Raw genomic sequence first — 24,634 nt, forward strand, 5'->3', positions numbered from 1 at the left:
GCATGTGCGGCCGTCCGCCGAACCTCGCCGACCTCGACCATCGGTCGTAATCGGCGAGACGGGAGTCAGGTACCGGCCACCGCGCCCGTGATCGCGGGCGCGGGTGTCGCGGGCACCTCCGCGCCGTGCCACGCCGCCCGCATCGGCTTCAGCACCAGGATCGCCAGGATCGCGGTCGTCAGGTCGAACACGATGGCGATGCCGAAAACCGGAACCCAGCTCCCGAGCGCGTCGTGGATCAGGGCCGCGATCGGCCCGCCGAGGAGTGAGCCCACACCCTGCGCCATGTAGAGGAAGCCGTAATTCGTGGTGGCGTGGCGGGTGCCGAAGGTATCGGTCAGGAGCGAGGGGAACAGGGAGAAGATCTCGCCCCAGGCGAAGAACACCACGCCCGAGAGCAAGGCGAAGGCGTAGGCGTTCTGGCGATTGAACAGCAGCAGCGCGATGGCGCAGGCTTCCAGGGCGAAGGCGATGCCCATGGTGTTCTCGCGGCCGATCCGGTCGGAGACCCAGCCGAAGAACGGGCGGGTCAGGCCGTTGGTGATCCGGTCGAAGGTTAGGGCGAAGGGCAGGGCGGCCAGGCCGAAGACCAGCGCGTCGGCGACACCGAAATCGCGCGCGAAGGCCGCGAAGTTCGCCACCACCATCAAGCCCCCCGTCGACATCATCGCCATCATGACGAACATCAGCCAGAACAGCGGCGTGCGGAGCATTCGCCCCGGAGGGGTGTCCCGGGTGGTGCCGAGGAGGCCGGTGGGGCCGGCGGCCGGCACCTCGCCGGCCCGTGGCGCGCGCAGGCCGAGAGCGGCCAGCACGCCGACGGCACCGAGGATCAGGCCGAACACGAGGAGCGTCTGCCGGAATCCGGCGGCCTCCATCATGCCGGTGATCGGGAAGGTGGTGATCATCGCACCCATGCCGTACCCGGCCGCGACGATTCCCGCGGCGAAGCCGCGCCGGTCGGGAAACCAACACACCATCAGCCCGACGACGCCCACGTAGACGATGCCCGTCCCGAGGCCGCAGAGCAGGCCGTAGGTCGCATACAGCGCCAGCAGGCTCTCCGCTTGCGCGGCGAGCACCCAGCCGAGGCCGCTGAGACCGGCGCCGAGCGCGATCATCAGGCGCGGGCTGAACCGATCGATCAGGTAGCCCTGGACGGGCGAGAAGAAGGTCTGGAGTACGATGAGGATCGTGAAGGTGACCTGCACCGCGGCGAGCGAGCCGCCGGTGCTGCCCTGAAACGGCTTCACGAAGAGCGTCCAGACGTATTGCGGGCTGGAGATCGTCATCATGACGGCAAGCCCCAAGAGGAGCTGCACCCAGCGCTTCCGTTCAGTCCCTGGCATCTCATCCTCCGGTTGTAGTTACCGGAGAATTCGCAACTTCCGTGCCCGAGTCCAGAGGCCCCGCGGCGCGTGACCGCCGCGGGAGCCGGATGCGACGTCCGGAAGCCGGGCTCAGGCCGCGAGCTTCACCGTGTAGGCGGCCTCGGTCTTGGACCGGACCTCCTCCTCGGTGACGCCGTCGGCGAGCTCGATCAGCGCCATGCCGCCGTCGCCCCGCTTGTCGATGGTGAAGACGCCGAGATCGGTGATCACCATGTCGACCACGTGGGTGCCGGTGAGCGGCAGGTCGCAGGCCTTGAGGAGCTTGGGGCTCTCCGTGCCGTCCTTGTTCTTGGCGACGTGCTCCATCACCACGACGACGCGCTTCACGCCCGCCACGAGGTCCATGGCGCCGCCCATGCCCTTCACCATCTTGCCGGGGATCATCCAGTTGGCGAGATCCCCGTTCTCCGCCACCTGCATGGCGCCGAGGATCGACAGGTTGATGTGCCCGCCCCGGATCATCGCGAAGGAATCGGCCGAGGAGAAATAGCTCGTGGTCGGCAGCGCCGTGATGGTCTGCTTGCCGGCATTGATCAGGTCGGCATCCTCCTCGCCCTCGTACGGGAAGGGGCCCATGCCGAGCATGCCGTTCTCGGATTGCAGCTGCACCGACATGCCGTCCGGGATGTAGTTCGACACCAGCGTCGGGATGCCGATGCCGAGATTCACGTAGAAGCCGTCCTCCAGCTCACGCGCGGCGCGCGCGGCCATCTGCTCGCGGGTCCAAGCCATGGTGCGATCTCCCTCTCGATCCGCTCAGATCTGGCCGCCGCCGGCCGCCGCCGAGGCGGCGTCGGGGCGCTTGCGCGTGGTGCGCTGCTCGATGCGCTTCTCGCGTACCGGCACGTGGATGATGCGCTTCACGTAGATGCCCGGCGTGTGGATGTTCTCGGCATCGATCTCGCCCGGCTGCACGAGGTGCTCGACCTGCGCGACCGTGACCTTCGCGGCCGTGGCCATCATCGGGTTGAAGTTGCGCGCGGTCAGCCGGTAGGCGAGGTTGCCCTCGGTGTCGCCCCGGTAGGCGTGGACGAGGGCGAGGTCGGCGAACAGGCCGCGCTCCATCACGTAGTGCTCGCCATCGAACTCGCGCACCTCCTTGCCCTCGGCGACCTTGGTGCCGACGCCGGTCTTGGTGAAGAAGGCCGGAATGCCCGCGCCCCCGGCGCGGATGCGCTCGGCCAGGGTGCCCTGCGGGTTGAACTCGATCTCCAGCTCGCCGCCGAGATACTGGCGGGCGAACTCCTTGTTCTCGCCCACGTAGGACGAGATCATCTTGGCGACCTGGCGGGTCTCGAGCAGCTTCCCGAGGCCGACGCCGTCGATGCCGGCATTGTTCGAGACGATGGTCAGCCCCTTCACGCCCGTGGCCTTGACCGCCTCGATCAGCTCGTCCGGGATGCCGCAGAGGCCGAAGCCGCCGCACATGATCATCATGTCGTCCCGCAGCAGGCCCGCAAGCGCCGAGGCCGGATCCGCGTAAACCTTCTTCATCACATCTCCTCCCGAGGCGCCGCGCCCGACTGCGCGCGATGGTTCCGTCCCGTGTCCCCGCCGCTGTCCCCGATTCCGACGCTCCGGTCCAGGGGGAGCGGATGAACCCGGGACCGAACCGTCAGGTGCCGGACATTCGCAACGGTCCCTGGCGGTGGGTGCACGCAAGAATCGTGGCCATTCGCCGCTCCTCCTCGCGCGCGTGCACAGTCCAGATCGCCGCGTCCGCATGGCCCGACCCGTGACGGGCAGACAAACCGGATCGAAGGGGTTATGGCCATCGATCACGTACGCGTCGTGTGACGGCTGGGGGCGGCCTGAAACCGGCGCGCGTGTCGACGCCTGCGCGCCCGTGCCTCAGCGAGGCCGCGTCCGCATCCATGCGGCTCGGGACGAGACCCGGCCGTCCGCCGCCACCGGAGTGCGATGTCCCCGCACCGCCTGATCCTTGCCCTCTGCCTCGCCGCGTTGGTCGGCGCCGGCTTTGCCGCCGCGCAGCCTTGGACCGTCGACACGGACGCCGCGACGCGTCTTGTCGGCCGCGCGTTGCGCAGTTTCGGCGTGACGCTCACGGCCGAAGGTCCTGCCACGGTTCGGTTTCTCCCGCTCCCGCGGCTCGATTTCGCCCGCACACGCCTCACAGCCGGCCCCGACAAGCTGGCGCTCGCCGAGGACGGGCGCCTCAGCATCGTGCTTGATCCACTCGGCCTCCTGACCGGCCACATCGAAATTGGCAGTTTCGCCCTAGACGGGGCACGAATCCAGCTGCTTGAGGCAGCTTGGGACGGACGCTGGTCCGGCCTGCTGCAGCAACTGCCTGAACGGATCCGCGAGGGCACGGTACCCCACCAAATCGTTTTGAAGCGGACGACCCTATCTGGGGAGGGGCCGTGGTCACAGATGCGCGACTTGGACCTCGACCTGTCCTGGCCGCGCTGGCGGACGGTGCTTGAGGGACGGGCGAGCTTGACTTGGAAGGGAGAGCGAACGCATATCCGGCTCCGCGCCGCGAGACCAACGACGCTCGCGGCCGGAGCGCCGTCGAGCTTCTCTGGGCAGGTGTTGTGGCCCGGTGGTAGCCTTGGTGCTGAGGGTCGGGCCCAGTTCGGAGGCGGCCTATATCTCGACGGCGAGGGACGATTCGAGACCTCTTCGCTTCCGCGGACCTTGGAGTGGCTTGGACAGGACGCCACGCTCCTGCCACTAGCTGAAGGTTTCACGCTGGAAGGTAGCTTCCAGACGACGAACGCTTCGGTGATGCTGCCGCGCCTTCGTTTGACCCTCGGTGCTAACGTGCTCGACGGGGCGGCCTCAGCGAGCTTTGCGAGCGTCCGTCCGGCTGTCCAGGCCACGCTCGCGGCCGAGAGCCTGAACCTCACCCCCCTTCTTGGTAGCCTATCACATTTAATTGAGCAATCGGACGCTAAGCGACGTCCAATGGCGCCCGGCCAACTCACGGGCGGCGATCTCGACCTACGACTGTCGGCAGCAGCAGCGCGAGCTGGTCCGATCCAGTTCGGGGACATCGCCGCAAGCATACTGGTGCGTATGGATGCTATCGAGTTGTCACTTAACCGCGCGAGCCTCCAGGGTGGCATCTTGAAGGGCCGCCTCGCCCTCTCAAGCGCGGGACAAGAAACGGTTGAGACCGACCTGAAGCTGCAGGGAACTATGGACCAAGTCGATCTCGGCGCGGTTCTTTCCGATCTCGGCTCGGAGCGGTGGGTGCTCGGCCCGGGGCAAGGTCACGTCAATTTGGAGAGCACAGGACGCGACGGCGCGGATCTTCTCGCTCATCTCGCCGGGCGGGCCCAGATCGCCATCGATCGCGGGACCATACTCGGACTCGACCTAGCGGACGTGATCCAGCGCCACGGAGGGATCGCTACGGGCGCGCTCGCCAGACGCAACAGTCGGACCCCGTTCGAGCGGGCCGCGGTCTCTCTGCGATTTGCCGAGGGTATCGGCGAGATTGGTGATGGTGCGCTTCAGGCCGCCAACCTCACGGCGACGTTGCGGGGCAGGGTCTCCCTCAAGGATCGACGCTTCGATGCCCGAGCCGCGCTGATCCCGAGATCGGCGACAGGGCCGGGCAGCGGGCCTCTATTCGATTTGACTGGACCATTCGATGCAATCACCGCCCGGATAGCGCACGATGATGGTTCTGAGGTCGACTTTCCTGATGCGATACATCGAGGCAGAGAGGGGCTGCCGGGAGCGCTGCGGGCATACGCACCCTGATTCGCGCACTGCGCCGCGTTAGGGTTCGCGCGCTCCGGCTTGGCCGACGCCGACATCCTCGCGCGCCAGCGCACGCCAGGACAATACCAAGCGCTCGAAGGTTTCGAGTTCCTCAGGCCTGAGGCGCCCCAGAGTGCGCCCCACATAGGCCTTTTGCACGGCGATGCCCCGGGCAGCCAGCGCGGCACCGGTCTCGGTCAGGTAGAGTGCATGCGAGCGCCGGTCTCCGGGACTCGCGCGGCGCTCAACAAGTGCAGCTTCGACCAAGCGGTCGACTAGGCCAGAGACATTGCCTTTGGTGACGTAGAGGCGGGCTGCCAAATCCTGCTGAGTCAGGCCCTCGCGCTCCGTGAGCGTTGAGAGCACGTCGAATTGGGGAATCGAGAGGCCGAGAGCGCGCAGTTCTGCCCCAATCGCCGCGCTCACTCGGCGGTTCAACCGGATGAATCGGAACCAAACCCGAAGCGGGTCGGCGGAAGGGAGACTTGGCTCAGCAGTAGGACGCGACATCACGGTCCGAGCCTATATCAGACGCTACCGCGGGCAGCACGCGCCACGTGCACGCCATTCAGAACGGTCCGTCGCGTGATACGACCTTGTCGTGTTCCCGGTGGCGCGGACGGGCGCTCGACTGTAGGATGTGCGAGAGTAGAGTCCTTCACCCCCCCTTCATGCGGGGGGCTTTAAGAGCGGGCTCTGGGATCCGGTCGAGTTTTGATGCGTCGCCTGTTGCTCGAACAGCCCGTCACACGCGCCGGTCCGATTGCGCGCCGACTCGCTCTGTTTTCTATCATCGTCTCCGGGCTCGCCCTACTGCTCGTGCGCAACCCAGCGATCGAGACTGGACCGGCGCTGGCGACACTCGGAGCCGGATTTGGGTTGGCGCTGCTCTCGATTATGATCGCGGGCTTCGCGTTCGTACGGGTCTGGCAGGAAGGGGCACGCGGCCTCGGCGGGGCTATCTCGGGCTTTTGCCTGGCGCTGGCGGTGCTTGCTTACCCAACCTATGCGGCGATCCGAGGCCTTGGCCTGCCCGCGCTTACCGACATCTCGACCGACATCGACAACCCGCCAGCTTTCTCACGTTCGCGCGTGGCCTTCGCGGCTAGGGAAGGACGATACCCGGCCGATCCTGGGCCGGCGGCGCGGGAGCGACAGCGAGCTGCATACCCGCAGATCGCGCCGCTTACTTTAGATATCGGCGCCGATGAGGCATTCGAGCTCGCTCGCAAAGCAGCCGTTGCGCGGCGTTGGCAGATCGTGGAGGCAATCCGTCCAGGTGGGCGCCTTGGCAACGGACGGATCGAAGCGGTATCGCGCAGCTTGCTTCTCAACCTGCCTGACGACGTCACTGTCCGCGTGCATCCCAGAGCGGACGGGTCCCGCATCGACGTCCGCTCGGCCTCGCGCCTCGGCACTCGCGACTTCGGCGTTAACGCCGATCGGATCCGGACCTATCTTGATGACGTCGCTAACCTCGCTCTGGCGGTAAAGTAACTCACGCCGCGCCAAGCCGGTAGCGCGCGTCGAGGCGCGGCGGACCCTCACTCACGACGAGGCCGCGTTCAACTAGATCTTCGATGTGGGCTAGGACCGAAAGCATGGCAGCCCCGGTCAGGTGCGGGTCGAGCCCCTGGTAGATTGCCGCGACGATATCCGCGATCCTGCTGTCGCCTGCTGTCACCCGAGCGCGTATTGCAGCTTCACGTTGGCGGCGATGATGGCCTAGGGCTCGGACGAAGCGTCGCGGATCGCGCACTGGCCCACCGTGCCCCGGCCAGTACACAGACTCAGTCCGGGCCCGCAGCCGCTCGAGTGAGGCCATATAGGCCCGCATCGACCCGTCGGGAGGCGCGACGATACTTGTTGACCAAGCCATCACATGGTCGCCCGAGAACAAAGCATTCTCCTCTGGCAGTGCGAAGGCCAGATGATTCATGGTGTGGCCCGGGGTCTCCACGGCCTCTAGCGTCCAGGTCGGCCCAGAGACCGTACCGCCCTCAGCGAGTTCCCGATCCGGCTGGTGTGCCTTGTCGGCGCTGGCGTCGAGAGCGGGCCACTCGCCCGCGCTGAGGGCTCGCGCCGCTCGATGCGGACTACAGCCAACGATCGGCGCACCACAGAGCGCTCGCAGCAAGCGTGCTCCAGGAGAATGGTCGCGGTGGGTGTGGGTGACAAGGATCGCGATGATGCGCTCGCCTGACAGGTCGGCCAGTAGCGCCTCGACATGTTTCGCCTCCTCGGGGCCCGGATCAATGACCGCGACTTCGCCATTGCCAACTACGTAGGTGCAAGTGCCGCTGGCAGTGAAGGGCGAAGCGTTGTCCGCCACGCGACGACGAACCAAAGGCGTCATGCGCTCTAAGCGACCGACCGGCGGCATCACGGTGTCGAAAACCGGCCGTTCCGCTACGTCCGTATCTGCCATCGCCCGGTCCCTTCGATCTGCCATCCCAAGCCATTTCGCGCCGCATCGCAAACGGGATCTGGTCGGCAAGTGCAGCCACTAGGGCCGAAATGGCGAGGCCTCCACGATGCGGATCGGACGAAAGCCGCTAGGAGAACGCTCGGGCAGCAGCAGCCCGGGGCCACCGCCAGCGATCCGGATTAAATTCTCACGTGCTGCCACGCGCAGCGCCTGCCTAAAAGCCTGCATGCGCTGCTCGCGCTGCAGCGCGCCGACGCGGCCTTCGATCTGGCGACCGAAGCCGCGAGAGATTGGCGCAGTGCGGTAATCAATCAGGGCGAGGTTACCGGATCGCATTGGCGCGACCACACGGGCCGAACCCCGAGTCGCAATCACGTCACCCTGCTGCAGGGTCAGATCCTGTTTCACGGGCAGAACCACGGCCCCTGCTGCCGGCTGGCAAGAGCACTCGGCCACCCGACGCTGGCGGTAAATGTTGGCGAGGGTGGACCCCTTGTAGGGAAGGCCGTGCAGGTTCACCGCCTGATCGAGTTCACCAGCGCTGGGCGCGAGCGTATAAACCTCCGTTGCCGCGCCTGGGCAAGCAGCGGCGCAGGCTGCGGCGTGCACTGGCAGATCACCTCGGCTACGCAGGCCTCCGAGGGGGAATAGGTAACCATCACAGGTCCGCACGCAGACCGTTCGGGTGCCGTCGCCGACAGAGGCACCCGTTGGAGCCGTCATAGCGATATGGCTCGTGGCGTGGCCGCGACGGAAGCGGGCGCTCGCGAGCGACAGCCTCAAGTGCGGCCTCTCCACGACACGATGTCGGGTCCCGACTCGGCCTGGATCCGGAAGGGTGGTGTAGCGCACGGGCCGTGGCGGCGCCCGTACCGGCGCGGGTTCCGAAGCTGCACCAAAAATCTGCTCGAAGAACCCCAGCAGCCCCCCACGTTCCGAAGCATGAACGAGGCTGGAGCCGATGGTTACGCTGCCGAGACCTAGGACCAAGCCCGCCAACGCGGTTCCAAACATCTGCCGCGGTGCGGTACCCGAAGTCAGCCTCTGCCAGATCTGAGCCGTCACTGACATGCCGCCGCGTCCCAATGTCGGCCGCGATGCGACCCATCCGAGTCCGAAAGAACCAACTCCTGCACCGATCTGCGAATACAGGATGGATCTGGGCTAAAGAGACCATGCAGGGTCCGAGTTCGTTCATAGAACTCGTTAGCGGCAGCAGGCAAGTGCAGCAGACCACGGATATCTGCTCCTCGGCATCGCTTCACGCGTTTAAACATGCCGGGCGCGATCACGTTTGGGACACAACTGTTCCTAACATAGACTTCCAGTATCCGATCGTCGATGAACCTCCCGCTTAAATCTGTTGGTCTGTTCCGCTACAGGACAGTGGACAAGTCATTAATCACGCGGTCGACAGGCGAAGGGCTACGCCGCGGGGCAGCCCTTCAAATTCCCGAATTGGTCAGAATGCGGCGCCAATCTTTCAACTACGACCTGCATCCCGTTGTCGACGAACCCGGGCAGGGACGAGGCGAACTTGCGGCTGTGGCACCAAGGAGCCTAGCAGGCGCTCCGCAGTGCGAGCGACAACTTTGGCCACAGTCTCTACAAGGCGCACGGCAAGCGCAGATGTCTGTCTCATCGCAGATCTCTCGAGCGAATTTCTCATACAACTCGTCGTTCTGACGAACGCCGCCGGACCGTCTCCGTTCCGCTAAGGCGCCCCCAATAGGATCCGATATGGTTGCGTCCGCCTCAAGATGCGAGGGGAGAAACGTGGACCGGCAGCGGGACGGTCTGACGCGGTGGACCGGGTTGAGACTCCTCGCGTTCGCTGACGAGCATTGGTTTCTAGAGCGGGAACCGGTCTCGAACCTTAGCGTTTTAAGCATCAGAAAGTCGCGGAACGGACCGCGATCAGACTTATCGAGGACAAAGCCATGCTGGGTTGGGCCGTAACATTCCTCGTCGTGGCCCTCGTGGCCGCGCTGCTCGGGTTCGGCGGTATTGCTGGGACCGCAATGGAAGCTGCGAAGCTCGTCTTCTTCGTAGCCATCGTGCTATTCGCTATCTCGGCCGTTATCGGCTTGATGCGCGGCCGGTCGCCTACGCTCTGACAATCAAGCGAGCCCGGGGCTTTACGCCTCGGGCTCTGGGTCTGTAGTCGCCGAGCGAACTGAACCGCCCACCTCCAAGCGGGCAATCAAATCTAGGAAGCGATCGGGGACGGGTTGGCAGACCATTTTATCGTACAGGGTCCGCAGGCCAACACCGATTCGCGTACGTGTAAAATCTGCAAGACCTAAGTCCGAATCCGCTCTTCGGCCTTGCTTCGCGTCTGGCGCCCGGTTCTCAGGAGCTTTACTCGGCACGGACTCGTCGGTCGTAAGCGCTGCTCCGCCCCTTTGTCCGCGACCGATCCTGCCTTGGTTCATGCACTCGCGTCCCCTTGGATCCGAGATGCGGACCCGCCGCATTGTCTTGCGGCCTGACATGGTTCATGGCTCCCTCAGCAACGCTGACCTTCCCGTCCGGTTCCGCTTCAGCGCCGGAACGGAGCCGGATCGCCAGCGTTGGGGCCGAGGGCACGCTTAAGAACACGGCAAGGCACAGGGGATATAATGTCGACATCGCAACTCGTTGTGCAGCATCTGCCATACCTGCGCCGATACGCGCGCGCGCTGACGGGCAGCCAAGTGGCGGGAGACGCCTACGTCGCTGCGACCCTGGAAACGCTAGTCAACGAGCCCGAAACACTCGGGCGCAGCACCAACGTCAAAGCGGATTTGTTTAGGGTTTTCACTCGCATCTGGAACTCTCTATCGGTTAACGGACGCCGCGAGCAGGTGCAGCACGACTTGCCAGCAGAGGTTCGCCTCGGGCAGATTACACCCCTGCCGCGTCAGGCTTTCCTGCTGTCTTGCCTCGAAGGATTTTCCGAGGAGGATGCAGCGATCATCCTTGATGTTGACGTTACACAAGTGCGAGACCTCGTGGACGAGGCTGGCCGCGAACTCGCTGCCGACATGGCCACTGAGATTCTGATTATCGAGGACGAGCCTCTTATCGCCATGGACCTAGAGGCTTTAGTAGAAGGTCTTGGCCACAATGTCATTGGGGTTGCCCGCACCCGGACGGAGGCCATCAATATCGCAGGGGGGGGCAAGCGACCGGGCCTGATATTGGCTGACATCCAACTTGCAGACGGCTCTTCGGGCCTCGACGCAGTTAATGATCTGCTGAAGACCTTCGAGGTTCCGGTGATTTTCATCACCGCCTACCCTGAGCGTTTCCTCACGGGCGAGCGTCCGGAGCCGGCATTTCTTATCGCTAAGCCGTTTCAGCCCGCAAACGTGTCTGCGGTGATTAGCCAAGCTCTATTCTTTCAGCAGACAGCTCGCCGCAGAGAGACCAAGTCCGCCTAACACTCCACTAAAATCGCTGTTGCCGCGAATTAGCGCTAAACTAATTCAACTGAGCCCCGGTCCTGCGCCGGGGCTTTTTTGCATGCCCTGACACTACAGTGCCAATGATCTGCGCACAAAAAAACGGGCCGGAGCAGACTCCAGCCCGGTTTCGAGGTTCCGGCCGATGCACAAGGGGAATGCGGGGAGGACCAAGTGGCCGGGTTGAAGGAAAACGAACCATTGCGCCTGGAGTTCCGCCTCCCAAGCATGTTTTTTGAAGATATGTGTCATTTATGTTACATCCAGTCTGTGGATAACGTTACGCCCGCACACTGATCAGGGCTTGCCGACTGACTGATACTGATCCCGCGCCAATTCCGCAGTCGAGGAACTCGTAGGTCGCGGGCGCGTTGAGCGATCATCCTGTCAAGCTCCCATCGGAGGACACGGCGATGCTTCGGTCTGGTTTCATCCTGAGCATGAGTGGACCTGCCGCGATCCTAACGCTGGTAGTGCAGCCAATGGTGCGCGATACCGCCGATCGGATGACCACCCCAATCATGTTTTCTGCTCCCGCAACTGCACCGACACCGGTTGTTCTCCCTGGGATGCGGCCAGCTTCGATTGTCGTGCGACCTACGCGGGTCGCTGGCGTCCCACGACTGTATACCCACCCAGGCGCCGGCGCCTCTCAGAGCCAAGCTGAGGAGCGGGCAATTCCAAAGCCGCGTCGCACGATGCGGGAAGGGTGCGAGGCCGTGCTCAGCTCACTTGTCGGCCCAGAAGCTCGTCGCATGCAGCCTGGACGCTGCATCTCGTGAACTGCACGGCCCTCTGATCGAACCGAGGCGAAGAGGGTCCCGTCTTTTAGACGGGACCCTCTTCGCCTCGGTTCGTCGTACCGCGATAAACTCGACTCTTCATACCGTGATACGGCAGTTGGTAAATTGCTATTACAAACGAAAACACCGACCCCGCAGCAATGAGGTCGGTGTTAGCCTTTCCACAGGTCTTAGAGCGAGTGCTATTCAGCCCCACCGCGACCTGTACCGGTTGATTGCCCGCCCTTGCGCCCCGCAGACGAAGCAAGCTCGCGATCCTGTGAAAATGAGCGCTTCTCGGCGGGAACGCTGCGACCGCCCTTGCTCGCAATCTCCCGCTGGCGCTCGAGATCCATCGACGCAAAACCTCTCTTCGAGGTCGAATTTCCTGATGCCATCAGTCCCTCCTCAGGCTTCGCTTCACACTGACACAACCTTCGCCAATAACCGATGGTTCCTGAGACGCTCCGATCCGGGTCTATCGGAAACCGTGCCTGCCCTCGCCCGTTGATTGCCAGGCAGGCGATTGTTGCGGCCTCACAGCAAGCTTGACCACAGTGCGAAGGAGAAATTTCGAATATGACAAATCGCGAGATGGTGAAGGGCGCGGCGGCCAAGGGAACAACGGTCTTAGAACAGAGCCGTATAAAACTTCCGGCGATGCCGGCGCCCGAGGGCGGCGCGATGGCCACGGTTGAGATTGAACCAATCGATTCGCCTCAGCCTAATGCCAGCGGGAAACGCCAAGCGTCTGGAAACGGTGCTATAGGACTAACAACGGAGCGCTAGTCCATCCCAAAGTCGCACGTTTAAGCTTGGCGGGACAGAGAGTTTAGCCAGAGCAGAAATACGCCGATAATCACTATCGTTACGAGTGCAGCAGCACTGAGAATGCGGAGTATCAAGGGCGTGTAAATGCCTTTGACCGTATCGAAGCCGTAGCAGAGCAAGACAAGGCGGTCGCTCAGAGTTCCTATCTGGCCATTACCAGCTTCCAAGAGTGCGAGTCTAAGATCGCGGCCATTGAGGGCCAGTGGCGAGAGAATGCGGGCAACCCGGCCATCCACCGTCAGCAGCACGGCCGCTTCCGGGTGGGCGATACGGCCGGCCTCGGTATCTTCGACGAAGGTATATCCAAGAGCACTGGTCAATGCAGCGATGGAGGCAGCCGATCCGATTAGGGCGCGAGGTCGCACCCCGCTGTCGTTCAGATCCTGCGTTAACATCCTGCGCGCGGCTACCGCGTCGTCTCGCGGATCAAGTCCGACCAGCACGAAGGCGTAGTCACGAGCCGCGTCGAGGCCTGTCGATGCCAGTGCAGCAGCAGTGAGCGATAGCATCGGATCGCACACATTGGCGCATGTGTAGTCAACCGGAAGCAGTAGGATTAGCCGCCCCGACCCAACTGCCTCAAGGGTCAGATGGGAGGGAGTTGCGGCAGCAACGTCGGTGAACATGAGGTTGAGGGGTGCCCGAGCCTCCGGGGGTGGGGCAATGCCGACACGGGCAATTTCGGCCTGAGACAGGCGGGCCAAGACCGGACCGATCGCGAGGAGAACGAGGCAACCTGCGAGCAGCCACATCCAGAGATGTCGTCGCATGACGGTCCACGGTATCATCAGGATGCTGTCCACGCGATTCCCATTGGAACCTCTCTACGCTTATCGCCGCCCGGCATCGTCCGTGTGCCACACTGGACAAGTCCGCAGCCTTCCGCATGGATGCACCGCACTTCGGATCACAGCCGTAATCCTTTACCCAGAGCGCTTCGCTGCCGCCCCCCAGCCCTTGAACGCCGAGCCCCGCGACGCCATGACGCTCGATACTGAGGTTTCTTCGCTGCGGCAGGTGCCGCTCTTTCGTGATGTCGAGCCCGCACGATTGAAGCTCCTCGCCTTCACCAGCGAGCGCGTGCATTTTGAGCCGGGCCAACATTTTTTCACCCGAGGAGATGCAGCCGACGCCGCCTATCTGATCCTCGACGGCTCGGCCGCGGTGAGCATAGACGGACCGTCAGGTCCGATTCGGCTGGCACTGCTCGGCCCAGATGCCTTGGTTGGCGAGATGGGCATCCTTGCCGACCAGCCGCGCTCGGCTACGGTGACGGCGAATTCGCCGACCACTGCTTTGCGCATCGACCGGGGTGTCTTCCTAGAATTGCTGGCGCAGTTCCCGCAGATTAGTATTGCGGTAATGCGAGAGCTTGCCCTCCGCCTCGAACAGACCAACCAAGCGCTTGCCCAAAGCATGTCATAGCTTTTCGAAAGTTATGCTGTTCCATCTAATTGGAAATCAAAAGCCGCTTGCCTGTTCGTATATTATGAACTCCATCAACGACCCATCAGGATCACGGAAATAGATGCTGATCCCGGCACCTGCGGCGCCATACCGCTCCACCGGTCCGCGCTCAACCATGATTCTGTTGCTGGCAAGGTGGGCCATCGCCTCCTCAATCGTGCCGGACCAGCGGAAGCAGAGATCGCTGTTGCCGGGCATGACCGGTTTCTCGGCCAAAGGTTCCGGCGCGATTCCGGGTCCGTGGCAATTCAGTTGTACGCCGCCGAAGCGGAAGGCGACCCCGTTGCCACGTTCCACAACCTCGGCACCTATCACGTCGCGGTAGAAGGCCGTGGAGCGCGCCCAGTCGGTGACATGAATTACGCAATGGTCGAGATGGACCGCTGCGCGGGTCGGGATTTCAGTGAGCGGCAGGGCCGGATCATTCTCCGGCAGGGTTTCGGTTTCGGGCATTGATAGCCTCCTGCGTGGGTCGTGCGGTCAAGTTAGGGCAAGAGTGCACCGGGCGCTTCAACGTTGGCGTGAGGCGAAAATGCTACATCGGCCAAGCGGGGGAAGAGCTAGGCAGGCCGCTTGTGACGGAAGCTTGAGGTGCCGATGCTCTCCCGCAGGATACTGCTTGCCGCCCTCGCCATCGGCCCGCTTGCCGCATGCCAGCCGCGCAGCCCGGTGCAAGTTGCAGCGATGGACAACGAGGCAGCTTGGTACATCGGCATCCAGCCGGACAAGCCTCACGACGTGCCGTTGGTCGATACAAGTCGTCTCGACCCAAAATTTCGTCGCCAAGTGGTGAGCTATTTTGGTCCCGAGCGTCCTGGTACTATCGTGGTGGACATCGATAAGCGCCAACTCGCTTTGGTCCAGGAAGACGGCACCGCAATCCAGTATGGCGTCGGAGTAGGAAAGCTCGGCTTTTCTTGGAAAGGCGAGGCTAGGATCGGGCGCAAGGGTGTCTGGCCAGATTGGACCCCGACGGCGACCATGGTGTCGCTCAACCCTGACCTACCTCGGAACCGCAAGGGCGGCCTCGACAATCCACTCGGCGCCCGGGCGCTCTATCTCTACCAGGGTAATCGGGACATCCTGTTCCGGATACACGGCACGAACGAACCCTGGAGCATCGGCGAACAAATGTCGTCGGGCTGCGTACGCATGCTCAACGAGGACATTGTCGATCTCTACGAGCGCGTGCCGGTCGGGGCGCGAGTGATGGTAAAGCGCAACGGTAAGTACCGGGTCTGACGGCCAGCGCTAAGAGGCCTGAGCAGCAAGAATCGAGGGCTGCATCGGGCCTCTCCGACACCATCGGCAGCGCGCGAACGGCCTCGCAGGACTGAGCTGCCCATCGAGGTGATCAAGCTCGCCGAGGCCATAAGGTACTGATCAAGCGATCTTATCAGCACCCGCAGTAAGATCCCGCCACAGCAGGATCAGCGCCGCCATGACGGCGGGGCCGACGAACAGGCCAAGCAGCCCGAAGGTCTCGACACCGCCGAGGATGCCCAGCAGCACCCAAAGAAACGGCAGCTTGGTCGTGCCGCCGATCAAGACCGGCCGGACGAAATGGTCGGCTACGAAAGTGACTACAAAGCCCGCGGCGACGACAATGATCGCTGGCACTGTTGACGCCTGACCGAGAAGGAGCAGCGCGGCTAGGCCAAAGGCCACAGGTGCGCCGAACGGGATAATGGCTGCAACCGCCGTGAAAGCACCGAGCAGGGCCGGGTGCGGTACGCCGGCGAAGAGGTAGACGAGACCGAGCAGCAAGCCCTCGCCTAGCCCGACAAGCACAAGGCCGTCGACCGTGCCGTGCACTGAGGCGACCATCTGACGTCCGACCCGCTCGCCACGCGGCCCAAACAGACGATTGCAGGCGGCGAGCGCCTGCGCCCTAACAATTGTCCGGTCGCGAAAAAGGAAGAACAAGGCGAGCAGACTGAACCCGAACAGCACAGACCGATGAACCACCTCGCGCCCGAGATTGCGCGAGATCCCAAGCGTCCGGCCGTTGTCGAATCGGCGCAACAGATCCTTGCCGGCATCGGGATGCCCCAGTGTGTCGTTCCACCAGCCAGTGGCCTGGACTCCCCCATAGGGTAGGTGGTTCAGGAATTCGGGCGCCGGGATGCCGGTGCGGTCGGCGGTGCGGACGAAGGCGATCACCTCGTGCGCCTCGCGCGCCGCCTGGATTCCCAGCACGATGAGGGGTGCGAGAAACACCAGCGCCACGAGGAGCGTTGCGAGCGCCGGCAGGACGATGTTGTGCCGGTCGCGCGGCAGGCGCTGCTCGGCGCGGGCGTAGAGCGGCCCGAGCGCGATCGCCAGAACCAGCGCCCAGGCGAGGGCGGGCAGGAAGTTGTGCAGGATCCAGAGGCCGAGCGCGGCGAGCGCCAGGACGAGGGCGACGCGCGCGGCGCCCTGGGCACGCGGGCTCTCGGGGGGCGCGGCGGGGCCGGCATCGACGCCCCGGGCGGGGCTCTCGCGAAGGGGCATGTCCATGGCGGCGACTCCGGTACGCACGGTGCGAGAGGGAACTAGGACGCGCGGGTCAGGCCCGGTATGGGGAGCGAACGCCCGCGCCCGCGTTCCCGTTCACGAAAGCGACACGGTTGCCGCCCCCCCGGCCCTCGTGTAGAGGTCGCGCCCATCCGAAGGGGGCGGCGCGCGCGGCCCCCGTGACGCGACCTAGGCTGCGCGGAACCAGTGCCGGCCCGGCGCCGATTCGCACCCGCAGGCCGATCAGGACTGACGAGAGTCGGCGAGAACGCATGTCTGAGCCCCAGAACGGCAGCACGGCCACCTTCGAGCGCGTGGCCGACATCATAGCCGAGACCGCCGACATCCCGCGCGAGAAGATCACGCCCGAGAGCCACGCCATCGACGATCTCGGCATCGACAGCCTCGCCTTCCTCGACATCGCCTTCGCGGTCGACAAGGCCTTCGGGATCAAGCTGCCGCTCGAGCGCTGGACCCAGGAAGTGAACGAGGGCAAGGTCCCGGCCGAGGAGTACTTCGTGCTGAAGAACCTCTGCGCCCGCATCGACGCCCTGGTGGCCGAGAAGGCCGCCAAGGCCTGACCAGGGCCTGAACCCCCGAGCCGGGCCGCCCGCCATGCGCCTCGAATATTTCGAGATGATCGATTCCGTGCGGCTCCTCGACCGCGCGTCCGGCCGGATCGAGGCGCTCGCGCGGGTGCCCGACGCCAGCCCGGTCTTCGAGGGCCATTTCCCCGGCTACCCGCTGGTGCCCGGCGTGCTCCTGACCGAGACGATGGCGCAGGCCTCCGGCTACCTCGTCCTCGCCCATCTCGACTTCGCGCTGATGCCGTTCCTGATGGCGGTCGACAAGGCGCGCTTCCGCTCCTTCGTGGGGCCCGGCGCCGAGCTCACCGTCACGGCCGAGCTCGTGCATGACGGCTCGGGCTACGCCGTCACCAAGGCGGCGATCCGGGTCGGCGACAAGGCGCTCGCCGACGCGGAGCTGCGCTTCCGCACCATGCCGTTCCCCGAGGGCCTCGACGCGCCGATGCGCGCGCGCGCCGAGCGGATCGGCCTCTCCGCGCTGACCGGAGCCCGGCCGTGAGCGGCGCGACCCGCGACGTCGTCGTCACCGGGCTCGGGCTCGTCTCCTGCGCGGGGGAGGGCGTCGCCGCCCACCTCGCCGCCCTGGATGCCGGAGGCGCGCCCCCGACCGACACGGAGCGCTTCGCGCCCTACCCGGTCCACCCGGCGCCCGCGATCGCCTGGGACGGCCAGATCCCCAAGAAGTCCGACCAGCGCCAGATGGAGGCGTGGCAGCGCCTCGGCGTCTACGCGGCGGGCCTCGCCCTCGATTCGGCCGGGGTCAAGGACGACGCGGCCTTCAAGCAGGCGCTCCACCTCGTGGTGGCGGCGGGCGGGGGCGAGCGCGACTACGCGGTCGACGGCGCCATCCTCACCGGCCTGCGCGAGGCGGGGGATGCGGGGGCCTACCTCAACGAGCACCTGCAGAACGACCTGCGCCCGACCCTGTTCCTGGCCCAGCTCTCGAACCTGCTCGCGGGCAACATCGCCATCGTGCACGGGGTGACGGGCGCCTCGCGCACCTTCATGGGCGAGGAATCGGCCGGGGTGGACGCCCTGCGCATCGGCGCGGCCCGGGTCGCCTCCGGGCAGATCGACGCCGTGCTCGTCGGCGGCTCCTACAACGCCGAGCGGCCGGACGTGCTCGTGATCCACGAGATGGGCGGCTACCTGCGCCACGGCGATTACGCCCCGGTCTTCGACCGCGAGGCCGCGCCGGGCTTCATCCTGGGCAGCTGCGCCGCCTTCCTGATGCTCGAGAGCGCCGAGGGTGCGCGCGCCCGCGGCGCGCGGGCCCTCGCCCGGCTCGCCCCGGTGGCGAGCGACCTCACCCGCCGCGCCGCGGTCGATCCGGGCGCGAGCCTCGCCGCGCTCTGGGCGCAGGCCGGCCCGGCACGGCCGGATCTCGTCCTGTCGGGGGCCACCGGCACCGCGCCGGCGACGGCGGCGGAGGCGGAGGCGCTCGCCGCCCTGGCGCCGGACGTGCCGGTGCGGGCGCTGGGCGACCTGATCGGCCACGGGCTCGAGGTCACCGCCCCGTTCGGCGCCGCGCTCGCGGCGGCCCTCGTCTCCGAGCGCGGCCTCGGCGAGGTCGCGGTGACGGCGATCGGGCATCGCCGCGGCGAGGGCGTGATCCGGGTGCAGGCGGCCTGATCCGCGCAGATCGGGGAATCGGGCCGTCGCCAGCCTTCCCCGTCGCGGATCGTGGCAAGCTGCCCGAAATGCCATCCGGTCTGCCTGGATCGGCCCGCGACCGATCATCCGGAAGCAGGGTCATGCGCACCCATGCCGGTCTCGACGTCTCCCTGACCGAGACCTCGGTGTGGGTCGTCGATGAGGATGGCAAAATCCTCCGCGAGGCCAGGATCGCGAGCGAGCCGGAGGCCCTGGCGACCTGGCCTTGCGGCCTCGGCCCGCCGCTCGCCCGCGTCGGACTGAAGACCGGGATGCTGGCGGGCCGCCTCTCCGAAGCGATGCTCTAATTCGGCCTTCCCGACGTCGCGTGCATGGCCGCCTGCCATGCACGCGACGCGGTGGTCGCGATGAGTCGTAAGACCGAGCTTGACGATGCGTGCGGCCTCGCTCCGGTGCGACGCAGCGGCTCCCGAGGCAACCGTCTCACGCATCCGATCGACTTGGAGAGGATCGTTCTACCGCTCGCGCCTTTTCGGCAGCCTGCTGGATGTCTCGTCCCTGGTAGACCTCAGAGGTGTCGGCTCTCGGGGCTTGGATCCGCCGCAAGAGGCGACCGTCAATGGCCGCGAGACCACACCCGATGAGGACCATCCCGAGGTAATGCCGCCCATCGAGATGCTCGCCCAACACCAGTGCGCCGAGCAGAATGGCCGATACCGGAATCAGGAAGGTGACGAGAGTGAGGTTGGTTGCGCCAGCGGTCGCCAGGATGCGGAAGTACAGGACGTAGGCGAGCGCCGTAGACAAAGCCGCGATGCCCAGGACTGCACCCCACACCGACGCACCCGGCACCGGCAGAATCCAGGGCCGATCCACGACGAGGGCGATGGGCAAAAGCATGAGCGTGGACGCCGTCACCTGCCCGGCCGCTGTCGCGAGAGGCGGAACGCCCATTCGCCGGAACCGCCGTCCGAACAGGCCCGCAAACGCGTAGGACATGGCCGCGCAGAGGACAGCGATCTGGGCCAGGAGGTCGGCTCCAAGGCCCGCGAGCACCACAGGCCCAACCATCACGGCGACACCGGCGAGGCCGATGAGCAGCCCAACGAGACGGTTGCCGGTCATCCTCTCGTCCGAGGTGAGCACGTGAGCGGCGGCGACGGTGAAGAGCGGTGTGGTCGCGTTCAGGATGGCGGCGAGCCCCGAGGCTATGTGGGTCTGCCCCCACACGATGAGGCAGAACGGAACCGCATTGTTGAGGAGGCCCATGCCGAAGAAGGCAGCCCAGGCCCGAGCCTCGCGTGGCATCCTGAGACCCAGCAGGGGCACGACGGCGTTCAGGATCAACGCGGCGAGCCCCACGCGCAGGACGACGAGGGTGACGGGCGGCAGGGCTGAGAGCGCCACGCCCGTGAAGAAGAACGATCCACCCCATAATACGGACAGGCTGAGCAGCATCGCCCATTCAAGCGCGGACATCGTGCGGTTCACGGCGAGCGTCATGACAGATCTCTTCCTGGTTCGATCCGTCTTACGCCTCCGCCTGGACGGCGCGCGTCCCGTTTCTTGCTCTCAAATTTCCGTCTCTTCCCCCCAAAGTTGCATGAAATCTTTGGCGCACGCGGAATTTGCATCACCATGGTCTGCGCTATGGTCAGTCGAGTCCCCCGGACGACGACCGAGAGACCGCCAGGGCGGCATAAAGGCGATGCCCCGGGGTTTGCGAGGGGAGGTCCTTCCACAGCCTCTGCGTTTTCACACAGCCACAACCCTGTGCGGAGTCTCTGACAAACACGGTGACGTGGCACCCAGTGGCAGCGCAGGCCCGATCACAGAACCCGGCATTTTTCGCGATCCGCGCTGAAACTTTTCGGCCCGGCCCGTCCGTAGAGCCCCGTGACGTCCGCGACAGGACGCTTTCACAGGACTCAGACCCATGACCCGATCCCTTCTCCGCAATCTCGTCCTCGGCGCGGCCCTGCTCTCGGCCGCCCCCGCGCTCGCCAAGAACCCGATGGTCGGCGGCGCGCCGATGTATGCCAGCAAGACCATCGTCGAGAACGCGGTCAACTCGAAGGACCACACCACGCTGGTCGCCGCCGTGAAGGCCGCGGGCCTCGTCGACACCCTGTCGGGCCCGGGCCCGTTCACGGTGTTCGCGCCGACCAACGCCGCCTTCGGCAAGCTGCCGCCGGGCACCGTCGAGACCCTGGTGCAGCCGCAGAACAAGGCTCAGCTCACCGCGATCCTGACCTACCACGTGGTCCCGGGCGCGCTGACGGCCAAGGAGCTGATGGCGATGGTCCGGCAGGGCGGCGGCAAGGCCGAGCTCAAGACCGTGCAGGGCGAGCCCCTCACCGTCGAGATGGCCCGCGGCGGCAAGGGCCTGACCCTGGTCGACACCAAGGGCAACGTCGCCCGCGTCACGATCGCCAACGTGATGCAGTCGAACGGCGTGATCCACGTCATCAACGGCGTGATGATGCCCTGATCCGGCTGCCGGGCCCTCGCTTGCAGGGCCCGGCATTCGACAGGCGGATCGACAGGTGGTCCATCGCGCCCAGACTCGGGATCGTCCCTCCCACCTCCGCGGCTAGGAGGGTCACGCATTTCGGATGAAACCCGCGCGCTTCCCGCTCCGCTGCGCGGGCTGGCGGATTCACGGATCGTCCCGTGCTCGGGCATGACCGACTGAGGCGCCGGTTCTTCCCTCCCCCCTCTGCGGGGGAGGGTGCCGAGCGGTGTGAGGCGGGAGAGGGGAACCCGGCTTCCGGTGAGAGCGCAGCGTCGATGCGGAGCGCCGTCCTGCACCGGCGCTCCCCTCTCTGCGGGACTTCGTCCCGACCCCGCCTGCTCCGCAGGCACCCTCCCCCGCGGAGGGGGAGGGAAGATCTCGCGCCTCGGCAGGACGGACCCGAGCGTGAGAGGACGACGTGCGGATCCCGCGCGCCCCGACGCAGGGCGAGGGGATCCGCGCGGACGGCATACGGATCCGTGATCCGACCGGCCCACGCGACCGGCCTCGATCTCAATCCCGCACGAGCCGGCCCGAATAGACCACCGGCCCGGTCGGCGCCCCGGTCGGCGAGCCGCCCGGCGGCTCGACGGAGACCGCGAGGCTCGCTCCCTCCGCATCCCCGCCGCGCAGGGCCGCCGGGATGGGCAGGCGACCGTCCCCATCGGCGACGAGACCGAGGGAGCGGGGAGCGGCCCCGGCGGCGACGTACCAGAGCTCCAGGCTATGTCCGGCAGGCGTCTCGGCCGCCAGGCTGCGCACCTGCACGGTCCGCGCACCGAGATCCACCCGCACCAGCAGGGCGGGCAGCGCCCCGCCGCGATCGACCACGGCGACGTACTGGGGCGCGCGCTCCAGAGCAGGCACGGGCAGGCGCGGAGCGATCGCGATCCACAGCGCGAGGCCAGCGGCCATGGCCGCCGCAGTGCCGGCGGCGAACTGCCAGCGCCGCAGGCCGCGCTCCAACCGCACGATGCGGGCGCCGGGATCGGCCGGCGCGGCGGAGGCCCCGTCGAGCCGGGCGCTGATCGCTGCCCAAATGCGCGGATCGGGCGCGACCGCGGCGCCGCCCGCGAGCGGGGCGAGGCGCGCCTCCCAGGCCGCCACCGCGGCGCGGAGGCCCGGATCGTCGGCGAGGGCGTGGGCGAAGGCGGCGCGCTCCGGCGTCGGCAGGGTGCCGAGCACGTACTCGCCCGCCGCGCCGTCGGGATCCTCGGACCAGGGCGTCTGCGCGCTCATGCGGCCTCCAGGCAGCCGCGCAGGCTGGCGAGGCCGCGGCGCAGCCAGGTCTTCACGGTGTTGACCGGGCGGCCGACTCGCGCGGCCAGCTCCTCCCGGGAATAGCCCTCGCAATAGGCGAGGACGAGGCAATCGCGCTGGAGCGGCTCGATCCCGTCGAGGCAATGGGCGAGGGCGTCGCGCCGCGCGAGATCGGTCTCGCCGTCATGGGCGTCGACCAGGCGCTCCTGCCAGTCCTCGTCCTCGCCCGCGCTCATCCGTCGTGCCCGTTCCTGCCGCAAGGTGTCGATGGCGCGGTAGCGCGCGACCGCGACGAGCCAGGCCAGCGGGCGGCCCGCCCGCGGGTCGTAGCTGCCGGCCCGCTGCCAGATCCGCACGAACACGTCCTGGAGCGCGTCCTCGGCCGCCGCCCGATCCTTGAGCATACGCAGCAGGATGCCGAGAAGTTTCGGCGCCGTGCGCTCGTAGAGCCGGCGCAGGGCCGCCTGATCGCCCGCGGCCACGGCCGCGATCAGGCGGGCGAGATCCTGGCCCTCGCCCTCGGCTGCGATGCCCCCCACGTCCGATTCTCCCCCCTGACGGCCGCCCGTGGCGTCGCCGCTCCTCGTTGACGGCCCGCGTGGCGCGCCCTTGCGGACCCTGCGACCCTTGCGGACCCTGCGACCCTTGCGGACCCTGCGACCCTTGCGGACCCTGCGACCCTTGCGGACCCTGCGACCCTTGCGGCCGCCCCGCATATGGGCCCGGATGCGCCGGCCGGGTATGCCCGCCTCAGCGTGAGGCGGCGCTCTCCACCGCGCGCGCCGCCCGGCCGGCCGCGGGCGCGCGGCTCCCGGCGGGTGCCCGCACGCCGTCATACACCGCCTCGAGCCCGTCGAGATGGCGCGCCAGGGTCAGGGGATCGGCCCAGAACAGGTCGTAGGCCGCATCCGCCATGGCGCGCGCCGTGGCGTCGTCGGCGAGGTCGCGCAGCGCTTGGGCCAGGGCATCGGGATCGGCCGAGCGGAACCACAGCCCGTTGACGCCGTGGCGCACCGCCTCGCGGCCGGCGCAGACGTCGCTGACGATCACCGGCGTTCCCTGCGCCAGCGCCTCGAGCACCGTGAGGGGCTGGCCCTCGTACCAGACCGAGGGGAAGACCAGGGCGCGGGCGGCCCGGAGCGCCCGCTTGACCGCGGCCGGATCCTTCCAGCCGAGGAACTCCGCCTCGGGATACTGCGCGCCGAGCGCCGCGGCCTGGGGCCCGTCGCCGACGAAGACCGCCCGCACGCCCGCGCGCCGCGCGGCCTCGGCGAAGATCCCGGGGCCCTTCTCGGGCGAGATCCGGCCGACGAAGACGAAGTCGCCGGGCGCCTGCGTCTTGCGGCCGAGCGGCTCGGCGTCGATCGGGTTCGCCACGTCGGCGTAGCGGGCGTCGCGCGGCAGGTAGGGGGCGATGGCCTCGCGCTGCAGCCGGCTGATGGTGATGATCGCCGACGGGCTCTCGGGCAGCCCGGTCTCCTGCATCAGCCAGTGCCGGCCGACCCGCATCAGCTTGCGGGCGTAGCTGCGGGAATCGCAATTGTGGCCGATGCAGGCGAGCGAGCCCGGGACGCGGGTGCAGGGCGCGGCGACCGGATAATCGTAGAAGCCGCCGTTCGGGCAGGCGAGATAGTACTCGTGCATGGTGAACACCACCGGCAGGCCGCAGCCGCGCAGCACCGGCCCGATCGAGGGCGACAGCGCCTTGGCCCAGCCGTGGACATGCACCACGCTCTCGCGCGGATCGAGGGTGGCGAGGAGCGCGCCGAGGGCCGCGGCCGCGGGCCGGTTCCAGAGCCACTGCACGCCGAAGCGGGCGAGCGAGCGGGCGCGGCCGACATCGGTCTGCCCGGTGAGCACCACCCGGACGCCCGCCGCCTCCAGGCGCGGATCGGCCGGGCCGACCGCGGCGAAGACCGTGACGGCGTGGCCCCGCCCGGCGAGGCCCAGCGCGCTCTCGACCACGACCTTGGCCTGTCCGCCGTTGATGAAGGCGTGATCGGCGACGAGGACGACCTGCATGGGACCGGATCCGCGCTGCGCCCGCGCGAGCGGGCCGAGTCCCGCCCCCGCGAGGGCGTC

The 24,634-nt window shown here is 66.7% G+C and carries 25 protein-coding genes and 1 pseudogene; 11 read left to right on the forward strand and 15 right to left on the reverse strand.

Annotated elements, in window-relative coordinates; all coding sequences use genetic code 11:
* Positions 1 to 65 precede the first annotated feature (65 nt).
* The 3 genes from oxlT to ACS5RC_RS13095 all read right to left on the reverse strand — a co-directional run bounded on the left by oxlT (position 66) and on the right by ACS5RC_RS13095 (position 2,885).
* Positions 66 to 1,349, reverse strand: a complete 1,284-nt coding sequence (gene oxlT, locus ACS5RC_RS13085) for an oxalate/formate MFS antiporter (RefSeq protein ID WP_478344295.1) — start codon at positions 1,347 to 1,349, stop codon at positions 66 to 68.
* Positions 1,350 to 1,460: 111 nt separating this feature from the next.
* Complete coding sequence (locus ACS5RC_RS13090) at positions 1,461 to 2,123, reverse strand: 3-oxoacid CoA-transferase subunit B (protein WP_478344296.1); 663 nt, start codon at positions 2,121 to 2,123, stop codon at positions 1,461 to 1,463.
* Between the two features lie 24 nt (positions 2,124 to 2,147).
* On the reverse strand, positions 2,148 to 2,885 hold the full coding sequence (locus ACS5RC_RS13095; RefSeq protein WP_478344297.1) for a CoA transferase subunit A: 738 nt from the start codon (positions 2,883 to 2,885) through the stop codon (positions 2,148 to 2,150).
* 426 nt (positions 2,886 to 3,311) lie between these two features.
* On the opposite strand from ACS5RC_RS13095, the gene ACS5RC_RS13100 reads away from it, so the two are divergent.
* On the forward strand, positions 3,312 to 5,126 hold the full coding sequence (locus tag ACS5RC_RS13100) for an AsmA family protein (protein ID WP_478344298.1): 1,815 nt from the start codon (positions 3,312 to 3,314) through the stop codon (positions 5,124 to 5,126).
* A gap of 18 nt (positions 5,127 to 5,144) precedes the next feature.
* On the opposite strand, the gene ACS5RC_RS13105 is transcribed toward ACS5RC_RS13100, so the two are convergent.
* A complete protein-coding gene (locus ACS5RC_RS13105) occupies positions 5,145 to 5,636 on the reverse strand; it encodes a MarR family winged helix-turn-helix transcriptional regulator (RefSeq protein ID WP_478344299.1) in 492 nt (163 codons plus the stop codon).
* Between the two features lie 207 nt (positions 5,637 to 5,843).
* On the opposite strand from ACS5RC_RS13105, the gene ACS5RC_RS13110 reads away from it, so the two are divergent.
* The gene (locus tag ACS5RC_RS13110; RefSeq protein WP_478344300.1) at positions 5,844 to 6,623 is read left to right on the forward strand and encodes a DUF1499 domain-containing protein; all 780 of its coding nucleotides are present in this window, start codon (positions 5,844 to 5,846) and stop codon (positions 6,621 to 6,623) included.
* 1 nt (position 6,624) lies between these two features.
* Here ACS5RC_RS13110 and ACS5RC_RS13115 read toward each other — a convergent pair whose 3' ends face one another.
* Both ACS5RC_RS13115 and ACS5RC_RS13120 read right to left on the reverse strand, forming a co-directional pair.
* Positions 6,625 to 7,554 (reverse strand): MBL fold metallo-hydrolase, encoded by a 930-nt coding sequence (locus ACS5RC_RS13115; RefSeq protein WP_478344301.1) that lies wholly within the window; start codon positions 7,552 to 7,554, stop codon positions 6,625 to 6,627.
* Between the two features lie 78 nt (positions 7,555 to 7,632).
* On the reverse strand, positions 7,633 to 8,625 hold the full coding sequence (locus ACS5RC_RS13120) for a DUF2865 domain-containing protein (protein ID WP_478344302.1): 993 nt from the start codon (positions 8,623 to 8,625) through the stop codon (positions 7,633 to 7,635).
* 869 nt (positions 8,626 to 9,494) lie between these two features.
* Between ACS5RC_RS13120 and ACS5RC_RS13125 the strand changes: the two genes are divergently transcribed.
* A complete protein-coding gene (locus tag ACS5RC_RS13125) occupies positions 9,495 to 9,671 on the forward strand; it encodes a DUF1328 domain-containing protein (RefSeq protein WP_003599466.1) in 177 nt (58 codons plus the stop codon).
* 21 nt (positions 9,672 to 9,692) lie between these two features.
* Here ACS5RC_RS13125 and ACS5RC_RS13130 read toward each other — a convergent pair whose 3' ends face one another.
* The gene (locus ACS5RC_RS13130) at positions 9,693 to 10,049 is read right to left on the reverse strand and encodes a NepR family anti-sigma factor (RefSeq protein ID WP_478344303.1); all 357 of its coding nucleotides are present in this window, start codon (positions 10,047 to 10,049) and stop codon (positions 9,693 to 9,695) included.
* Positions 10,050 to 10,175: 126 nt separating this feature from the next.
* Between ACS5RC_RS13130 and ACS5RC_RS13135 the strand changes: the two genes are divergently transcribed.
* Positions 10,176 to 10,979 (forward strand): response regulator, encoded by an 804-nt coding sequence (locus ACS5RC_RS13135; RefSeq protein ID WP_478344304.1) that lies wholly within the window; start codon positions 10,176 to 10,178, stop codon positions 10,977 to 10,979.
* Positions 10,980 to 11,985: 1,006 nt separating this feature from the next.
* On the opposite strand, the gene ACS5RC_RS13140 is transcribed toward ACS5RC_RS13135, so the two are convergent.
* Both ACS5RC_RS13140 and ACS5RC_RS13145 read right to left on the reverse strand, forming a co-directional pair.
* On the reverse strand, positions 11,986 to 12,180 hold the full coding sequence (locus ACS5RC_RS13140) for a con-10 family general stress protein (protein WP_147027425.1): 195 nt from the start codon (positions 12,178 to 12,180) through the stop codon (positions 11,986 to 11,988).
* Positions 12,181 to 12,591: 411 nt separating this feature from the next.
* A complete protein-coding gene (locus ACS5RC_RS13145; protein WP_478344305.1) occupies positions 12,592 to 13,416 on the reverse strand; it encodes a thioredoxin domain-containing protein in 825 nt (274 codons plus the stop codon).
* Between the two features lie 178 nt (positions 13,417 to 13,594).
* Here ACS5RC_RS13145 and ACS5RC_RS13150 point away from each other — a divergent pair, with 178 nt between their 5' ends.
* On the forward strand, positions 13,595 to 14,038 hold the full coding sequence (locus ACS5RC_RS13150) for a Crp/Fnr family transcriptional regulator (RefSeq protein WP_478344306.1): 444 nt from the start codon (positions 13,595 to 13,597) through the stop codon (positions 14,036 to 14,038).
* 36 nt (positions 14,039 to 14,074) lie between these two features.
* Here ACS5RC_RS13150 and ACS5RC_RS13155 read toward each other — a convergent pair whose 3' ends face one another.
* Entirely contained in the window at positions 14,075 to 14,533 is a 459-nt protein-coding gene (locus tag ACS5RC_RS13155) for a VOC family protein (protein WP_478344307.1), read from the reverse strand.
* A gap of 144 nt (positions 14,534 to 14,677) precedes the next feature.
* Here ACS5RC_RS13155 and ACS5RC_RS13160 point away from each other — a divergent pair, with 144 nt between their 5' ends.
* Complete coding sequence (locus ACS5RC_RS13160; RefSeq protein ID WP_478344363.1) at positions 14,678 to 15,322, forward strand: L,D-transpeptidase; 645 nt, start codon at positions 14,678 to 14,680, stop codon at positions 15,320 to 15,322.
* A gap of 141 nt (positions 15,323 to 15,463) precedes the next feature.
* On the opposite strand, the gene ACS5RC_RS13165 is transcribed toward ACS5RC_RS13160, so the two are convergent.
* Positions 15,464 to 16,579 carry an AI-2E family transporter gene (locus tag ACS5RC_RS13165; protein ID WP_478344308.1) on the reverse strand — a complete coding sequence of 372 codons (1,116 nt, stop codon included), beginning with the start codon at positions 16,577 to 16,579 and terminating at the stop codon, positions 15,464 to 15,466.
* A 269-nt stretch (positions 16,580 to 16,848) separates the two neighbouring features.
* Between ACS5RC_RS13165 and ACS5RC_RS13170 the strand changes: the two genes are divergently transcribed.
* The 4 genes and pseudogenes from ACS5RC_RS13170 to ACS5RC_RS13185 form a co-directional block, all read left to right on the forward strand.
* The gene (locus ACS5RC_RS13170; protein ID WP_066918869.1) at positions 16,849 to 17,157 is read left to right on the forward strand and encodes an acyl carrier protein; all 309 of its coding nucleotides are present in this window, start codon (positions 16,849 to 16,851) and stop codon (positions 17,155 to 17,157) included.
* A 34-nt stretch (positions 17,158 to 17,191) separates the two neighbouring features.
* Entirely contained in the window at positions 17,192 to 17,662 is a 471-nt protein-coding gene (locus ACS5RC_RS13175) for a 3-hydroxyacyl-ACP dehydratase FabZ family protein (RefSeq protein WP_478344309.1), read from the forward strand.
* Entirely contained in the window at positions 17,659 to 18,795 is a 1,137-nt protein-coding gene (locus tag ACS5RC_RS13180; protein WP_478344310.1) for a beta-ketoacyl-ACP synthase, read from the forward strand. The genes ACS5RC_RS13175 and ACS5RC_RS13180 overlap by 4 nt, the downstream gene beginning before the upstream one ends.
* Positions 18,796 to 18,917: 122 nt before the next feature.
* A pseudogene (locus ACS5RC_RS13185) lies at positions 18,918 to 19,244 on the forward strand (IS110 family transposase); the annotation flags it as partial.
* Positions 19,245 to 19,260: 16 nt separating this feature from the next.
* Here the strand turns inward: ACS5RC_RS13185 and ACS5RC_RS13190 are convergent.
* Positions 19,261 to 20,280, reverse strand: a complete 1,020-nt coding sequence (locus tag ACS5RC_RS13190; RefSeq protein ID WP_478344311.1) for a DMT family transporter — start codon at positions 20,278 to 20,280, stop codon at positions 19,261 to 19,263.
* A 433-nt stretch (positions 20,281 to 20,713) separates the two neighbouring features.
* Here ACS5RC_RS13190 and ACS5RC_RS13195 point away from each other — a divergent pair, with 433 nt between their 5' ends.
* Complete coding sequence (locus ACS5RC_RS13195; RefSeq protein WP_478344312.1) at positions 20,714 to 21,268, forward strand: fasciclin domain-containing protein; 555 nt, start codon at positions 20,714 to 20,716, stop codon at positions 21,266 to 21,268.
* Positions 21,269 to 21,805: 537 nt separating this feature from the next.
* Here ACS5RC_RS13195 and ACS5RC_RS13200 read toward each other — a convergent pair.
* From ACS5RC_RS13200 to ACS5RC_RS13210, 3 genes are all read right to left on the reverse strand, one after another.
* A complete protein-coding gene (locus tag ACS5RC_RS13200; protein WP_478344313.1) occupies positions 21,806 to 22,531 on the reverse strand; it encodes an anti-sigma factor in 726 nt (241 codons plus the stop codon).
* Positions 22,528 to 23,091, reverse strand: coding sequence for a sigma-70 family RNA polymerase sigma factor (locus ACS5RC_RS13205; protein WP_478344314.1), 564 nt, complete (start codon positions 23,089 to 23,091; stop codon positions 22,528 to 22,530). Before ACS5RC_RS13205 ends, ACS5RC_RS13200 begins: the two co-directional genes overlap by 4 nt.
* Before the next feature lie 211 nt (positions 23,092 to 23,302).
* Positions 23,303 to 24,574 carry a glycosyltransferase family 4 protein gene (locus tag ACS5RC_RS13210; protein ID WP_478344315.1) on the reverse strand — a complete coding sequence of 424 codons (1,272 nt, stop codon included), beginning with the start codon at positions 24,572 to 24,574 and terminating at the stop codon, positions 23,303 to 23,305.
* Positions 24,575 to 24,634 lie beyond the last annotated feature (60 nt).

The organism is Methylobacterium sp. HJ2 (genome assembly GCF_056431005.1).

Bases quoted from the DNA above. Each gene is read 5' to 3' on its own strand.
- oxlT (WP_478344295.1), bottom strand. From the start codon at position 1,349: ATGCCAGGGACTGAACGGAAGCGCTGGGTGCAGCTCCTCTTGGGGCTT.
- ACS5RC_RS13090 (WP_478344296.1), bottom strand. From the start codon at position 2,123: ATGGCTTGGACCCGCGAGCAGATGGCCGCGCGCGCCGCGCGTGAGCTG.
- ACS5RC_RS13095 (WP_478344297.1), bottom strand. From the start codon at position 2,885: ATGAAGAAGGTTTACGCGGATCCGGCCTCGGCGCTTGCGGGCCTGCTG.
- ACS5RC_RS13100 (WP_478344298.1), top strand. From the start codon at position 3,312: ATGTCCCCGCACCGCCTGATCCTTGCCCTCTGCCTCGCCGCGTTGGTC.
- ACS5RC_RS13105 (WP_478344299.1), bottom strand. From the start codon at position 5,636: ATGTCGCGTCCTACTGCTGAGCCAAGTCTCCCTTCCGCCGACCCGCTT.
- ACS5RC_RS13110 (WP_478344300.1), top strand. From the start codon at position 5,844: ATGCGTCGCCTGTTGCTCGAACAGCCCGTCACACGCGCCGGTCCGATT.
- ACS5RC_RS13115 (WP_478344301.1), bottom strand. From the start codon at position 7,554: ATGGCAGATACGGACGTAGCGGAACGGCCGGTTTTCGACACCGTGATG.
- ACS5RC_RS13120 (WP_478344302.1), bottom strand. From the start codon at position 8,625: ATGTCAGTGACGGCTCAGATCTGGCAGAGGCTGACTTCGGGTACCGCA.
- ACS5RC_RS13125 (WP_003599466.1), top strand. From the start codon at position 9,495: ATGCTGGGTTGGGCCGTAACATTCCTCGTCGTGGCCCTCGTGGCCGCG.
- ACS5RC_RS13130 (WP_478344303.1), bottom strand. From the start codon at position 10,049: ATGTCAGGCCGCAAGACAATGCGGCGGGTCCGCATCTCGGATCCAAGG.
- ACS5RC_RS13135 (WP_478344304.1), top strand. From the start codon at position 10,176: ATGTCGACATCGCAACTCGTTGTGCAGCATCTGCCATACCTGCGCCGA.
- ACS5RC_RS13140 (WP_147027425.1), bottom strand. From the start codon at position 12,180: ATGGCATCAGGAAATTCGACCTCGAAGAGAGGTTTTGCGTCGATGGAT.
- ACS5RC_RS13150 (WP_478344306.1), top strand. From the start codon at position 13,595: ATGACGCTCGATACTGAGGTTTCTTCGCTGCGGCAGGTGCCGCTCTTT.
- ACS5RC_RS13155 (WP_478344307.1), bottom strand. From the start codon at position 14,533: ATGCCCGAAACCGAAACCCTGCCGGAGAATGATCCGGCCCTGCCGCTC.
- ACS5RC_RS13160 (WP_478344363.1), top strand. From the start codon at position 14,678: ATGCTCTCCCGCAGGATACTGCTTGCCGCCCTCGCCATCGGCCCGCTT.
- ACS5RC_RS13165 (WP_478344308.1), bottom strand. From the start codon at position 16,579: ATGGACATGCCCCTTCGCGAGAGCCCCGCCCGGGGCGTCGATGCCGGC.
- ACS5RC_RS13170 (WP_066918869.1), top strand. From the start codon at position 16,849: ATGTCTGAGCCCCAGAACGGCAGCACGGCCACCTTCGAGCGCGTGGCC.
- ACS5RC_RS13175 (WP_478344309.1), top strand. From the start codon at position 17,192: ATGCGCCTCGAATATTTCGAGATGATCGATTCCGTGCGGCTCCTCGAC.
- ACS5RC_RS13190 (WP_478344311.1), bottom strand. From the start codon at position 20,280: ATGACGCTCGCCGTGAACCGCACGATGTCCGCGCTTGAATGGGCGATG.
- ACS5RC_RS13195 (WP_478344312.1), top strand. From the start codon at position 20,714: ATGACCCGATCCCTTCTCCGCAATCTCGTCCTCGGCGCGGCCCTGCTC.
- ACS5RC_RS13200 (WP_478344313.1), bottom strand. From the start codon at position 22,531: ATGAGCGCGCAGACGCCCTGGTCCGAGGATCCCGACGGCGCGGCGGGC.
- ACS5RC_RS13210 (WP_478344315.1), bottom strand. From the start codon at position 24,574: ATGCAGGTCGTCCTCGTCGCCGATCACGCCTTCATCAACGGCGGACAG.